General features: G+C 67.5%; 13 protein-coding genes. 3 read left to right on the top strand and 10 right to left on the bottom strand.

The features are described from left to right. Positions 1-120: 120 nt before the first annotated feature. Together ACVWZN_RS14540 and ACVWZN_RS14535 are read left to right on the top strand one after the other, a co-directional pair. Positions 121-465: a hypothetical protein gene (locus ACVWZN_RS14540; RefSeq protein ID WP_456954428.1), complete on the top strand. Its 345-nt coding sequence runs from the start codon at positions 121-123 to the stop codon at positions 463-465. Positions 466-485: 20 nt separating this feature from the next. Further along, a complete protein-coding gene (locus ACVWZN_RS14535; protein ID WP_456954427.1) occupies positions 486-1,160 on the top strand; it encodes a Dph6-related ATP pyrophosphatase in 675 nt (224 codons plus the stop codon). A 3-nt stretch (positions 1,161-1,163) separates the two neighbouring features. Here ACVWZN_RS14535 and pyrC read toward each other — a convergent pair whose 3' ends face one another. From pyrC to ACVWZN_RS14505, 6 genes are all read right to left on the bottom strand, one after another. Beyond that, on the bottom strand, positions 1,164-2,201 hold the full coding sequence (pyrC, locus tag ACVWZN_RS14530; RefSeq protein WP_456954426.1) for a dihydroorotase: 1,038 nt from the start codon (positions 2,199-2,201) through the stop codon (positions 1,164-1,166). Beyond that, complete coding sequence (locus ACVWZN_RS14525; protein ID WP_456954425.1) at positions 2,198-3,199, bottom strand: L-threonylcarbamoyladenylate synthase; 1,002 nt, start codon at positions 3,197-3,199, stop codon at positions 2,198-2,200. The genes pyrC and ACVWZN_RS14525 overlap by 4 nt, the downstream gene beginning before the upstream one ends. After that, positions 3,196-3,882 carry a dethiobiotin synthase gene (gene bioD / locus ACVWZN_RS14520; protein ID WP_456954424.1) on the bottom strand — a complete coding sequence of 229 codons (687 nt, stop codon included), beginning with the start codon at positions 3,880-3,882 and terminating at the stop codon, positions 3,196-3,198. The genes ACVWZN_RS14525 and bioD overlap by 4 nt, the downstream gene beginning before the upstream one ends. A gap of 64 nt (positions 3,883-3,946) precedes the next feature. Continuing rightward, the gene (locus ACVWZN_RS14515; RefSeq protein WP_456954423.1) at positions 3,947-6,010 is read right to left on the bottom strand and encodes a TonB-dependent receptor plug domain-containing protein; all 2,064 of its coding nucleotides are present in this window, start codon (positions 6,008-6,010) and stop codon (positions 3,947-3,949) included. Positions 6,011-6,099: 89 nt separating this feature from the next. Then, on the bottom strand, positions 6,100-6,426 hold the full coding sequence (locus ACVWZN_RS14510) for a hypothetical protein (protein ID WP_027083970.1): 327 nt from the start codon (positions 6,424-6,426) through the stop codon (positions 6,100-6,102). Beyond that, positions 6,423-7,706: a tryptophan--tRNA ligase gene (locus ACVWZN_RS14505; RefSeq protein WP_456954422.1), complete on the bottom strand. Its 1,284-nt coding sequence runs from the start codon at positions 7,704-7,706 to the stop codon at positions 6,423-6,425. Before ACVWZN_RS14505 ends, ACVWZN_RS14510 begins: the two co-directional genes overlap by 4 nt. 145 nt (positions 7,707-7,851) lie before the next feature. Between ACVWZN_RS14505 and ACVWZN_RS14500 the strand changes: the two genes are divergently transcribed. Beyond that, positions 7,852-8,622 (top strand): hypothetical protein, encoded by a 771-nt coding sequence (locus tag ACVWZN_RS14500; protein ID WP_456954421.1) that lies wholly within the window; start codon positions 7,852-7,854, stop codon positions 8,620-8,622. Positions 8,623-8,705: 83 nt separating this feature from the next. Here ACVWZN_RS14500 and ACVWZN_RS14495 read toward each other — a convergent pair whose 3' ends face one another. The 4 genes from ACVWZN_RS14495 to ACVWZN_RS14480 form a co-directional block, all read right to left on the bottom strand. Then, positions 8,706-8,858, bottom strand: a complete 153-nt coding sequence (locus tag ACVWZN_RS14495) for an entericidin A/B family lipoprotein (protein WP_027083973.1) — start codon at positions 8,856-8,858, stop codon at positions 8,706-8,708. A gap of 145 nt (positions 8,859-9,003) precedes the next feature. Further along, on the bottom strand, positions 9,004-9,927 hold the full coding sequence (rocF, locus tag ACVWZN_RS14490) for an arginase (protein ID WP_027083974.1): 924 nt from the start codon (positions 9,925-9,927) through the stop codon (positions 9,004-9,006). Between the two features lie 94 nt (positions 9,928-10,021). Next, entirely contained in the window at positions 10,022-10,273 is a 252-nt protein-coding gene (locus ACVWZN_RS14485; protein WP_456954420.1) for a hypothetical protein, read from the bottom strand. A gap of 13 nt (positions 10,274-10,286) precedes the next feature. Further along, on the bottom strand, positions 10,287-13,598 hold the full coding sequence (locus ACVWZN_RS14480) for an EAL domain-containing protein (protein ID WP_456954419.1): 3,312 nt from the start codon (positions 13,596-13,598) through the stop codon (positions 10,287-10,289). Positions 13,599-13,707: the final 109 nt, after the last annotated feature.

Here is a 13,707-nt window from a genome sequence, read left to right as displayed (position 1 = left end):
CATCCGCACCACGACGCGGCCCGCTTCGGCGGGCCGCTGTCGTTCAGCGCCCTGTCGCGTTTTCACAAAGCGACCGTGGCATGCTGAATACACTGAACGGGACCCGTTGAGGAATTGTCCATGCCGACGCGCTACTACATCCGCCTGCCCGATGGCGCTGCCGCCCGCGGCGAAGACGCCGCCACGTCGTTCTCCGCGCACGGGGCCGACGGTTTCGCCGAGCAGCTCGAGCAGGCGATGCGCACGTCGCAGGTGTTCGACCGCTGGCGCGATGCGCAGGGCGACCCTGAAGACGTCGATCCCGCTCTCGGCGCGACCGATCCGGCCGCCACAGCGACCGGCGAACAGCGCGACCTGCACATCGATCTCGTCCTGACCACGCGCCTGCCCGGCGACGTGGTGCGCCATCGCCTTCGCCTGCTGGCCGGAACCCACTGGCAGCTGCGCGACGTCACCGCGGCCTGAGCACAACTGTGAGACGTCCGGTGCTGCTCTCGTGGAGTGGCGGCAAGGATGCCGCGTGGACGCTGCACACGCTGCGCCAGCGCGATGACGTCGACGTCGTCGCGCTGCTCACCACCGTCAACAGCGGCTACGACCGCATCGCGATGCACGGCATCCGTCGCGACGTGCTGCATGCACAGGCGCGCGCGACCGGGCTTCCGCTGATTGAAGCCACGATCGAACCGCAGTGCGACAACGCGCGCTACGAAGCCGCGATCGCGAGCGCGTTGAACGAGGCAAAACAGCGCTGGCCGACGCTCGACACCGTCGCGTTCGGCGATCTGTTCCTGGAAGACGTACGCAGCTGGCGGGAAGCCTCATGCGCAGCGCTCGGCTGGAGCATCGAGACCCCGCTGTTCGGCAGCGACACCTCACGCCTTGCGCGCGAAATGATCGCCGGCGGCCTGCGCGCAAACCTGTGTTGCGTCGATACGCAGCAACTCGATTCGACATTCTCCGGCCGCGCCTTCGACGACACGCTGCTCGCAGCGCTGCCCGGCGACTGCGACCCCTGCGGCGAGAACGGCGAATTCCACACGCTGGTCGTCGGGGGACCGATGTTCGACGTCGCGATCGACGTGCGCTCCGGGGAGCAGGTACTGCGCGACGACCGCTTCTACTACACCGACTTCGCGCTCGCCGAAGCTGCGCCGTAAGGCTTACGCCTCGAGGCGCCAGCCCACGGTCGCGCCCGCACGGAACGGCACGAGTTCCTGCCCGCCCGCCTGCACGGCGTCCGGCACCGCGACGTCTTCCCGAACCAGCGTGATGCGGTCGGGATTGCGCGGCAGGCCGTAGAAATCAGCGCCATTGAAGCTGGCGAATGCTTCGAGCCTGTCGAGGGCGCCGGCGGCGTGGAACACTTCCGCGTACAGCTCGATCGCCGCATGCGAGGTGTAGATACCCGCACAGCCGCAGCCAGATTCCTTCGCGTGCTTCGGATGCGGCGCGCTGTCGGTGCCGAGGAAGAATTTCGGCGATCCGGAAATCGCGGCCATCACCAACGCCTGGCGATGCAGCTCGCGCTTGAGCACCGGCAGGCAGTAGTGATGCGGACGCAGGCCACCGGCAAAGATCGCATTGCGATTGAGCAGCAGGTGGTGGACCGTGATCGTCGCGCCGATGTTGTCGGGCGCTGCATGCACAAAGTCGGCGGCCGCCGCCGTGGTGATGTGTTCCAGCACGATCCTGAGCTGCGGAAAGTCGCGCACCAGCGGCGTCAGCACACGATCGATGAACACCGCTTCGCGATCGAACACATCGACGTCAGGATCGGTGACTTCGCCGTGCACCAGCAATGGCATGCCAACGCGCTGCATCGCCTCGAGCGTGGCCGCGCAACGGCGCAGGTCGGTGACGCCGTGGCTCGAATTCGTCGTCGCATGCGCGGGGTACAACTTCACGCCGTGCACGAAACCACTTGCCTTCGCGCGCTCGATCTCGTCGGGCGTGGTGCCTTCGGTGAGATACAGCGTCATCAGCGGGTCGAAGGTCATCTCGGCCGGCAATGCTGCGAAGATGCGCTCGCGGTATGCCGCGGCGTCAGCGGTGGTCACCACCGGCGGCACGAGGTTCGGCATCACGATCGCGCGGCCGAAGCGACGCGCGGTATCGGGCAGCACGTCGCGCAGCATCGCGCCGTCGCGCAGGTGCACGTGCCAGTCGTCGGGACGGGTGATCGTGAGGCGGTCGGTCATGCGTGCAAGTCTGACGCATCGGGCGTGCCGTCGCCGAGACCGGCCGCACGGCGCAGCCGGTCGTGCAGCGCCTCGCCGATGCCGTCGCGCAAGGGCGGCAGCACCGCGACGACGATGTCGAGGCCCAGCGCGTCGGCGTCGCGCAGCCGCTGGTAGAGCTCGCGTGCCTGCGCATTGGGGTCCGCCGGCAGGCCGAGCCAGTCGATGCCCGCCTCCATCGGTGCGACGGTCGACAGCAGGCCGACGCGCGCACCGCCGGAGTGGAAGCAGCGCGCCAGGCTCACCGCTTCCGCATCGCTCGCGAGAAGCACCTTCGCCCGCGGTGCGTAATGCGATGGCTTGCGGCCGGGCGACGGTGTCGCGCCCTCGCCTGCGTGACGCACCGGCACGCCGAGGACGCGCTCGAGCATCTCGACCGTGACCGCACCGGGGCGCAGCAACACGGGCTCGTCGCCCGAGAGATCGACGATGGTCGATTCGATTCCGACCTCGCAGGCGCCACCGTCGAGCACCATGTCGACACGATCGCCGAGCTCTTCGCGCACGTGCGCCGCTCGCGTGGGGCTCACACGACCGTACCGGTTGGCCGACGGCGCAGCGAGGCCGCCGTCGAACGCTCGCAGCAACGCGAGCGCAACCGGATGCCGAGGAACGCGCAGCGCGACGGTGTCGAGGCCACCGGTCACCGCGTCCGGAACACCCGCTGCGCGCGGAAGCACCATCGCGAGCGGGCCGGGCCAGAACGCGGCTGCGAGTTTCATCGCGCTGTCCGGCACGTGCGACGCCCATCGCGGCAACGCCTGCGCCGACGCGATGTGCACGATCAACGGATGGTCCGCGGGTCGACCTTTCGCCGCGAAGATCTTCGACACCGCTTCGGCATCGCGCGCGTTCGCACCGAGGCCGTAGACGGTTTCGGTGGGGAACGCGACGAGCCCGCCCGCGCGCAGCACCTCGACGGCGCGTTCGATATCCGCTTCGCGGACGTTCGGGTTCATCGCTTCACTCGCAGCAGGTCAACGAGCGGCACGAGCGCATTGGCTTCGTGCGACCAGGCATTGTGACCGGGCGCATCACCATGTCGAAATGCAATGACCGGAATGTCGACGCGACGACGCAGATCGGCGGCGTTATCCATGTCGGCATCGACGTCGGCGCTTATGCGATTGAGCACGATCGCTGCGACGTCCAGTCCGCGACGTTGCACCGCTTCCACCGTCAGCAATACGTGGTTGAGCGCACCGAGACGATCGGATGCGACGATCAGCACGGGCAGTCCCAACGCGACGGCGAGATCCGCGTTCAATGCGTTGTCGGCTATTGGCGAGTAAAAGCCGCCTGCGCCTTCCACCAGCACGAAGCCGTCGTCACGAATGTCGCGCTTGGCCGCGTCGACCAACATCGCAAGCGGCAGTTCGACATCCTGCAATTCCGCCGCACGTTCCGGCGACAGCGCCGCACGCAGCGTCAGCGCGCAGACCGCATCGATGGGTTCGTGCGCACCAGCCGCTTCGCGCAGCGCCTGTGCATCCGCGGGCCCGGTGCGCGCATCGACACCGGATTCCACCGGCTTGCGTGCATGCACGTGCGCACCAGCGCGCGTCAGCGCATAGGCAAGCGCGGTGGCGACGCGGGTCTTGCCTACGCCGGTGTCGGTGCCGGTAACGAAGAGTCCGTGCATGCGCGCATTGTCCGCGCCGGCGACGCCAAGGTCGACCGCGCGGGCGGAACACGGAGTGCGCCGATCAGAACGTACCTGTGATCGCGAGCGATAGGATCGGGCCGATGCGGCGGTCGCGGACTTCGTGGAAATCCAGCGGGCCGGTGCGACGGTCGGCGTAGACGTAGCGGTCGCGGTAGCTACCGGCGCCGAACACGTTGGTCAGCGTGGCGTGCACGGTGAGGCCGAAGAAGGCCTTGCGCTCGATGAACACCGAGCCCCAGACCGGGCCTTCCCAGGTGTGGTTGATCTCGGTCAGGCGCACGTCGCGCGAATCGAGTTCGTGGTTGACCTCGAAACCCCAGGCCCACGACGTGCCGGGCACGTCGTCGCGCAGCGCGATGTCCCAGAAATGGATGAGGCTGTTGCTGGTGCGACGCTGTTCGCCGGTCAGCGGATCCTTGACGTCGCTCTGCTGCACCCACCAGCGCGTATCGAGCTTCGCGCCGTGCCAGCCGATCGGGTCGAACTTCCACGTGCCCTTCCACTCGAAACCGTATTCGCGCGCGCTGTCGATGTTGCCGGGGCTCTCGCCGTGGTCGCCGATGGGAATGGTGTCGATCAGGTCGTCGATGCGGTGGTCATACACGCGCAGCGTGGTGGTGCCCCATTGGCCGAGCGTGCGCGTGGTTTCGACCTCGAACTCCCAGCTCTGCTGCGGAACGAGGTCGGGATTGCCCGCGTTCTGGCTGCCGTCGTTGAGATTCACCGACGCGAGGAAGTCGTAGAAGTTGAGCTGGCCGACCTTGCGCTGCAGTTTGAAGTTCACGTCGAGCGTGTCGCTCGCCTTCCACGCCAGCGACATCGAGCCCTTGGGGCGGATGAACTCGCGCGTCAGGCCGCCATCGCCCGCCTGCTGCAGCTTCGAGTATTCGCCGCCGGCCGACATCTGGAACTTCGCGCTGTCGCCGAACGGATGGCCCCAGCTGCCGATCACTTCGTAGCGGTCCTCGGTCACCGTCGCGTTCGCGCCCGGAAGCGGCACGCCGATAAAGTTTCCGCTGCCATCGAGCACCGCGATGCTCGACGCGCTGTCGAGCGAGTTGAACGCGCCCTCGGCGGAAATGCGCCAGTCGCTCTTGCCTGTCACCCAGCGGTATTCGGCGCGCGCGATGTGTTCGACTTCCTCGCTGTCGCGCGCGAAGCGGCTGCCGTCGTCGGGCGACGAGCCATCGACGAAGTGCGTCACCACCGTCTGGTCGTAAGGCTGGTGCTGGTAGCGGTCGAGGCCGATCAGCTTGAGCTTGCCGATGCCGAGCCCGAATTCGTAATCGCCGCCGATTTCGTACGAGTGCCCGCCCTCGTTCTCGCGGACCGCGCGCGTGCGGTCGGGCAGGCCCGGGCCGCTGCGCGTGCCGTCTTCGCGGTAGTGATAGAACTCTTTCGTCAGCGACGCATTGAGGTTGGCGATGTCGCCATCGGCGGCGGTGTAGGTGAGCCGCGTGCTGAGCGTCGGGTTGTCGGATTCGCCGGTCCATGCGTCGTCGCGAACGTCGCGCACGCTGCCGTCGGCGTTGTAGATGACGGTGCCGCCACCGGCGCCACTGTGGTTACCGTTGTTGCTGAGGCCGACGTTGTACTGCAGCGCGCCCTTCGAACCGCTCACCGACACGTCGCCGCGCGTGATCTGCGGCCGCGTGTAGTACTTGCGGATGTCGGGCTTCCACGACCACTGACCGCTCATGCCGCCGGCTTTGGTGACGACGTTCGCAACGAGACCGCTGAGGCCCGGAATCGCGAGCTTCGCTCCGTCGACGATCTCGATGCGCACGACGTTCGCCGCCGGCACGCGCGTGAGCTCGGTCAGCACGTCGTTCGACTTGCCGGAGATGCGCTGGCCGTTGACGACGACGTTGCCCGTCGCCTCGCCGAGGCCACGCTCCTGCTCGGCTTCGCGGATCACGAACCCCGGCACCTGCTTGAGCATGTCGAGCGCGTTGTGCGGGTTATAGCGCGCGAAATCCGCAGGCAGATAAGTATTCACCGCGGGCGCGGTGGCGGCCGGCGCGGTGGATTCCTGCGCATGCAGCGACGCAGCGGCGAGCAGCAGCGCAGCGCACAGCGCCGTGCGGTTGAGACGATCGGACATGGACGAGCCTTCGATGAGCGGGGCGTCGGGACGTGGCGTCGTCGACAGCTCTATCGATGCGCGAAGGATCGCGAAGGTTTAAACGCCGTTTATCGGTTCGACGACGTGCCGCGCAGCCAGCGACGTCGCAGGAACCATGCGACCGCCATCACACCGAGGAACACCGCATAGCCCGCGGTGGTGGCGAGCACCTGTCGCCAGATGTTGCCCGCCGTGCCGGTCGGCACCGCATAGCCATGCGCCCAGCGGATCATCAGCACGAACGCGACCAGTGCGACCGCAATCGATGCGAGGTCGAACAGGCGACGCGCCGCATTGCGCGGCTGCTTCGGATAGAACCAGAACAGGCCGACCAGGATCGCGAACCACGGCAGGAACAGGATCAGCGCCAGCATCTGCTGCACGGACATGCTCATGCCGCGGCCTCCGCCATCTGCGCAAGCGCCGCCTCCACTTCATCGCGGGTCGCGCCGTTGGCGAGCAGTGCATCGTCGTCGAGCTTCGCCGCCTGCTTGAGCGCGGCCACGCGCTGGCCTGCGTCGCGCGGCGCGTCGAAGCCGGTGCTCTGCAGCAGCACGCGATCACCGCGCACGAGCTTGAAGTAGAACTTGCCGTCGTTCTCGCGGTACTGCTTGAACATTGCGGGTGCCGGGCGTTCGTCGACATCGGATGTCGTCACGCTGACCTTGGAGAGATCGCGCAGGCCGACCGCATCGCGCAGTGCGGCGAGCGCTGGTGTCGCGTAACGTGCGCGCAGCCGCGACGCGCCGTCACGCAGCACTGCTTCGATGTCCGCGGGCTTCGCGATCAGTGCTTCGTACTTCTCGCGCATCGGCGAGATCTCGGCGTCGATGCGCTCGAACAGCGCCTGCTTCGCCTCGCCCCACGCAATACCGCTCTCGAACGCGCGACGCATCTCGCCGGTTTGTTCCGCAGTCGAGAACGCCTGGTAAATCTGGAACACGTTCGACGCGTCGGCGTCCTTGGGTTCGCCCGGTGCACGCGAATCGGTGACGATCGAATAGATCAGCTTCTTCAGCTGCTCGCGCGGGGCGAACAGCGGGATCACGTTGTCGTAGCTCTTGCTCATCTTGCGGCCGTCGAGCCCGGGCAGCGTCGCCACGTTCTCGGCGATCGTCACTTCGGGCAGCGTGAAGTGTTCGCCGTACAGATGATTGAAGCGCTGACCGAAATCGCGCGCCATCTCGATGTGCTGAATCTGGTCGCGGCCGACCGGCACCTTATCCGCGTTGAAGATCAGGATGTCCGCGGCCATCAGCACCGGGTACATGAAGAGGCCGGCGGTGATGCCGGCATCGTCGTCCTCGCCCGCTTCGCGGTTGCGGTCGACCGCCGCCTTGTAGGCGTGCGCGCGGTTGAGGATGCCCTTGCCCGCGACGCAAGTGAGCAGCCAGGTGAGTTCCGGAATCTCGGGGATATCGCTCTGGCGATAGAACCAGACGGTAGCCGGATCCAAACCCGCGGCGAGCCAGCTGGCGGCGATCTCCAGCGTCGAGCGCTGCACGCGCGCGGGATCCTGCACCTTGATCAGCGCGTGGTAGTCGGCGAGGAAATAGAAGCTCTCGACCGACGGATCGCCGCTGGCCTCGAGCGCCGGGCGGATCGCGCCGGCGTAATTGCCCAGGTGCGGCGTGCCCGAGGTGGTAATGCCGGTAAGGACGCGGGTGCGGGTCATCGTGATGCGCGAAACGGTGTGGCCGGCGAGTTTACCGCGCGCGGTCGGGTCGCCCGGCGCAACTGCGCGTGAACGCAGGCGTGGCGCGGAACCCCGTCCGCCCGGGTCGCGCGTTGACGACTGCACTCCACCGCCGAGCGTCGCCATGTCCCGCCGATCCCGTGCCGCCCTCGCCTTCGCCGCCCTGTTCGCCCTCGCCGGCGCCGCCCACGCACGCAGCTGGAACGACGGCCGCGTCGACCTCTCCATCGTCGACCGCGACACCTACGGCGCGCTGCCTGAATACGCCTACCGCGGCCAGGCCTGGGTGCCGGGCACAACGGGCCATCGCTATGCGGTGCGTCTGGCCAACCACAGCGGCGAGCGCGTGCTGGTGGTGCTCAGCGTCGACGGCGTCAACGTGGTGACCGGCCAGACCGCGAGCGCGGGCCAAGCCGGCTACGTGCTCGAACCGTATGCGACCACCGACATCACCGGCTGGCGCAAGTCGCTGGACAACGTCGCGCAGTTCTATTTCTCCGACCTGCGCGACAGCTATGCCGCGCGCACCGGGCGTGCGCGCAATGTCGGCGTCATCGGCATCGCGGTGTTCGATGAGGCGCGGCCGATGCCGCCGCCTCCGCCGGTCTACATGCCCGAGCGTCGCGCCGAGGACGCCAGTGCCGCGCGCAATGCTGCGCCGGCCGCGAAGGCGCAGTCGATCGGCACCGGCCATGGCGACGCCGAATACTCGCCGGTCTCGCGCACCGGCTTCGTACGCGCGAGCCGCACGCCCGTGCAGGTCAGCGAGATCCGTTACGACGACCGCTACGCGCTCGCGCAGCGCGGGATCATTCCGTATCGCGACCGCGATCCGCGCGAGCCGCGCGCGTTTCCGGGCAGCGGATTCGTGCCGGATCCGCCGCCGGGCTGGTAATGCGATCTCGCGTTGCGCAAATACATCGCGCAAAAGAAAAGGGCCGGATCGCTCCGGCCCTTTTTCATTTCACGACGCGCGTATCAGCAATGCGCGTCCTTGCAATCCTGGGCCTTGTCTTCGACCTTTTCGCCAACCTTCTGGACGTCCTTACCGGCGCCGGCCATCGTGTTGCAGGCGGTGAGAGCGCTCATCGAGAACATGGCAAGGAGCAGCAGGGCAGTCAGACGCTTCATGGTGTCATCTCCAGGGTCGCCGCAAACGCGGCATGGGAAATCCGTGGCCGCATGACACAGGCAAGCGTGTGAAACCGGCGTCGACCGTCGCTTCGTGAAGGCGTTGGTCGTCATGATGCGTTCATGCCGACGACGCGATCACGCATCAATCACGTAGCAACGTCGACTTGCCGAACAGGCTCTCGACGAGATCGACCGCCAGGATCGCGGTGCGGTTGTGATCATCGATCAGCGGATTGAGTTCCATGATGTCGAGCGAGCCGAGTCGACCGGTGTCGCAAATCATTTCCATGACCAGCGATGCTTCGCGATACGTCGGCCCGCCGAGCACCGTGGTGCCGACGCCCGGTGCGATCGACGGGTCGAGGAAGTCGACGTCGAAACTCACGTGTAGATGCGTGTCGTCGTCGAGGCCATCGAGTGCTTCGAGCATCGCCGCACGCATGCCGATCTCGTCGATGTAGCGCATGTCGTAGACGTCGAGGCCGTGCTGGCGGATCAGGCGTCGCTCGCCTTCGTCGACCGAACGGATGCCGATCTGGCGGATGTCTTCGGCGCGCACCGCGGGCGCCGTGCCGGAGAGATGCGTCAACGGCATCGGACCGATGCCGCACAGGCACGCGACCGGCATGCCGTGGATGTTGCCGGACGGCGTGACGTCACTCGTATTGAAGTCGGCATGCGCGTCCAGCCAGAGCACGCGCAGCTTCTTGCCCTGCTCGCGGCACCAGCGGGCGACGCCGGTGATCGAGCCGAGGCCGAGGCAGTGGTCGCCACCGAGCAGGATCGGCATGCGGCCGCCGGCCAGTTCGGCGTACATGGCCTCCATCACGAGGCGGTTCCACTCGGTGACCTCGGCGATGTGGCGGTAACCGTCGACCGCGTCGAGCCACGGATTGCGCGGGCCGTCGATGTTGCCGCGGTCCAGCACATCGACGCCGCGGGCGAGCAGTGCTTCACCGAGACCGGCGATGCGCAGGGCTTCGGGGCCGAGCCGCGCACCGCGGTGGCCGGCGCCGACGTCGGTCGGCGCCCCGATCAGGGTGACGGGGAGAAGGGAACGGGACATGCGTGTCTCCACGCCCGGGCGCCGCGACAACCCCGCCCCAGCAGGCCCGGCCGGTGGCCGCATTGTATCGGCCGGCCCGGCGCGCTCCGTTGCGTCAGCGCGGCTCGCCGTTCGGGACGCCCTGGTCGTCGCTACGAACGTCGGCGGCGGACGGCGTGCTGCGCGCGCCCTGTCGCCAGGCTTCGGCTTCGCTGTCTGCGGCGAGGTCGTCGTCCTCGCGGCCTTCGATCGCCTGGCGATCGTCGATCTGGGTGTCGATGCGGTCACCGCCGCGCGCGGTCGGGTCGTCGCCACTCTGGCCTTCGATGCCGCTGACCGGCGCACCACCGGGGAAGTTGCGTGCCATGTCGTGCTCCTCGTTATCGGGACGGTTCGAGGGTGGCGCGCTCCGGGTGAGGCGACGGCGAAAGCGGCGCGATCGGGCCGGTACGCAGGCGCTGTTCCATTTCGTTCGCCGGAATCGGACGACCGAGCAGGAAGCCCTGCATCTCGTGGCAGCCGAGTGCGAGCAGCGCGTTCGCCTGCTCGTCAGTCTCTACCCCTTCGCCGACGACGCGGTAATCCAGCGCACGCGCCATGCCGAGAATCGCTTCGACCACCGCCTTCTGCCCGGCCTCGCCCGGCAGGCCCTGCACGAAGGAGCGGTCGATCTTGATGGTGTCGAAGCGATGCCGCGTGAGATAGCCGAGGCTCGAATATCCGGTACCGAAATCGTCGACCGACACGCGGACGCCGAGCTTCCGGATGCCCTGGATGAGTTGCGACGCACGCTCGCTGTGATCGAGCATCTGGCTTTCGGTGAGCTCGACTTCGAGCAGCCACGGCGCCAAGCCACTGTCGCTCAATGCACGCGCGATGCCGCCGACGATGCGCTCGGGATCGAATCGCGCGAGCGACAGGTTCACCGCGACCGGCAACTCCGGTAGGCCTGCATCGATCCACGCGCGGTTCTGTCGGCAGGCTTCGCGCAGCACCCATTCGTCGATCGACACGATCAATCCGGTTTCTTCCGCGACCGGAATGAAATCGCCGGGCGGCACGACATGGCCATCGCGATGTCGCCAGCGCACCAGTGCCTCCATGCCGGAGATCGTGCGAGCCGGCAGGCGGATCTTCGGCTGGTACACGAGGAACAACTGGTCGTCGCCGACGGCCGTGCGCAACTCGCTTTCCATGCGCAGGCGCTGGTCGGCGCGCTCGCTCATCACCGCGGTGAAGTAGCTGTAACGCCCGCGACCGCTTTGTTTGGCGTGGTAAAGCGCGGTGTCGGCTTGCTTGGTGAGCGTGCGGATGTCCTGCCCATCTTCCGGGAACAGCGCGATGCCGACGCTCGCCGATACATGCAGCGCGCGGCCGTCGATGTCGATCGGCGCTTCGATCGCGGCGATCAGCCGTTCGGCGACGCGTGCGGCGTCGCTCGGATCCGACAAACGCGTGAGCAGCAGCACGAACTCGTCGCCACCCTGACGGCTCACCGTGTCTTCGGTATCGACGACGCCCGCGAGGCGACGCGCGACTTCCTGCAGCACGCGATCGCCGGCCTGGTGTCCAAGCGAATCGTTGATGGTCTTGAAGAAGTCGAGGTCGACGAACAACACCGCGCCGTGCGCACCGTGGCCGATCTGGTGGATCGCCTGTGACAGGCGATCCTGCAGCAGCACGCGGTTCGGCAGGCCGGTGAGGTAGTCGTGCTGTGCGAGATGCGACATGCGCTCGGCCATCGCGCGCACTTCGCTGACATCGCGCAAAACGGTTACGCCACCGACGACCTGACCATCGCCATCACTGATCGGCGAATGCGCGTATTCGACGTGCAGTTCCTGTCCATCGTGCCGATGCAGCAGCGCGGCGCCTTCGCGCGATTCCGGTCGGCCGTCCGCATGATGCAGGCGCACGACTTCGTGCAGCGGCTGGCCGATCGCACGTTCGCGCGTGAGCCCGGTCATCGCTTCGGCGATCGGATTGAGCGAGGTGACGACACGCGCGGTGTCGTACGTCACCACCGCATCGCCGATCGAATTGAGCGTGACCTGCGCGCGTTCGCGCTCTTCGTGTAGCGCGCGCTCGGTGCGGCGACGCGCCGAAACGTCGCGGATCGCAGCGACCAGCTGCACGCTGTCGCCGGCACGCAGCTCACTCAGCACGACTTCCACCGGGAATTGCGCGCCGCTCGCGTCAAAAGCCTGCAACTCGAGAACGTCGCCCTGCGTACGCGATGCGCGTGCGTCGAGATGCCCGCGGATCGCATCGGGATCGAGGCGGTCGAAGCCTTCGACGAAGTCGGCGACGCGATGATCGAGCAGGTCAGCACGTAGGCGGCCGAACATCAGCTCCGCCTGGTGGTTCACCAGCAGGATGTGCCGTGTCGCGGGGTCGAACAGCACCATCGCGTCGGGCGCGGATTCCAGCAGATGACGGAAGCGACGTTCGGCTTCGTAGCGCCAGGTCACGTCGTGCGCCAGCAGCACGAAACCGCCGGAATGCGGCAGCGGTTCGTAGAAGACATCGAGGCGTTGGCCCGCGAGCTCGAACTCGAAGCGCTGTGGCTCGCCGGCGAGCACGCGTTCCATGTACGGAAGCACGCCGCGCGCCGCCGCTTCGCCCAATGCATCGGCCGGCGTCTTGCCGATCAGCGTTGCGGGCGTCTTGCCCTGCCAGGTGAAGTACTTCTGGTTGGCGAAGCGATAGCGCAGGTCGGGGCCGAGTTCGGCAACGTATGCGGGCAGGTTGTCGGCGATCACCTGCAGGCGCTCGGCCGTCTGCGCGGCGCGCTCGCGTTCGCGGTCGCGGTCTGCGGTGAGCACGGCGACGAACAGCGGGCCGATCGCGCTGACACAGGCCTGGAACCATGCGAATTGCAGCGCAGGATCGCCCGCCGACGCTGGCGATGTGAGCACGCCGTGCTGCTGCAGCGACGTCACCGTCACCACCGTCGCGATCACCACGACGTTGCAGATCGCGGTCGCGAGTACGCCGCGCGTGGCCACCGCGAGCAGCGGCAGCGCGATGATTGCGTAGGGATGACGCAGCTGCGTGACCGCGACGAACGACACCGCAGCCGCGGCCACGATGCAGGCCGCGAGTTCCGCGCCGCGAAGGCCCCGCGTCAGCTCGCGTCGCTCCGCATGCGAGTACGACCATGCGAACGGCAGCACCACGAACATGCCGAACGCATCGGCGAAGAACCAGCGCAGGAACAGCTCGGTCCAGGACGTGGTCGGGCCCGGCACGGACGCGCCCAGCAGCGCACCGACCGCAGGTGCGAGAGCAACGGCGATCGCGAGCCCAGTGAGCACGCGTGCGCCGTCGGGTTGGTCGTCGACACCCAGGCGCATGCGGCGGAACAACGCGAGCACGATGCCGACTTCGATCGCATTGGCAACGCCAGCCGCGATCACCGCCTGCCAGTACTGCCACGGGAAACCTGCCGACAGCAGCGTGCCGACGAACGTGATCGCGACCATGGGCGCGACGCGCGCGTCCGGGCGACGCACTGAGTAACCGACCACCAGCGCGTTCGCGATCCACAACGAGGCAGTGCCGCCAGTCACGCGACCCAGCGCAAGCGCGAGCATCGCGGCGAACGCGAACAGCACCGAGCCGACGACCACCTGCGGAAGCGTCGTGCGCAGTTCGAGTGCTTCCCAGCGCGATGCAGCCCGTGCGGACACGGGTGTTCTCCCTCGCGATGCCCCCCGGCCGCGACGGGGCCACGTTACAGCACCGCGCGCACTTCGTCCGTCGGGCTGGACCTAACCGGCAGACCGACGCGAAAGGCAT

This window comes from Lysobacter sp. HA35, from assembly GCF_054061195.1.
Note: the sequence above shows the minus strand (reverse complement) of the source record. Positions and strands in the feature narration are given on the sequence as shown.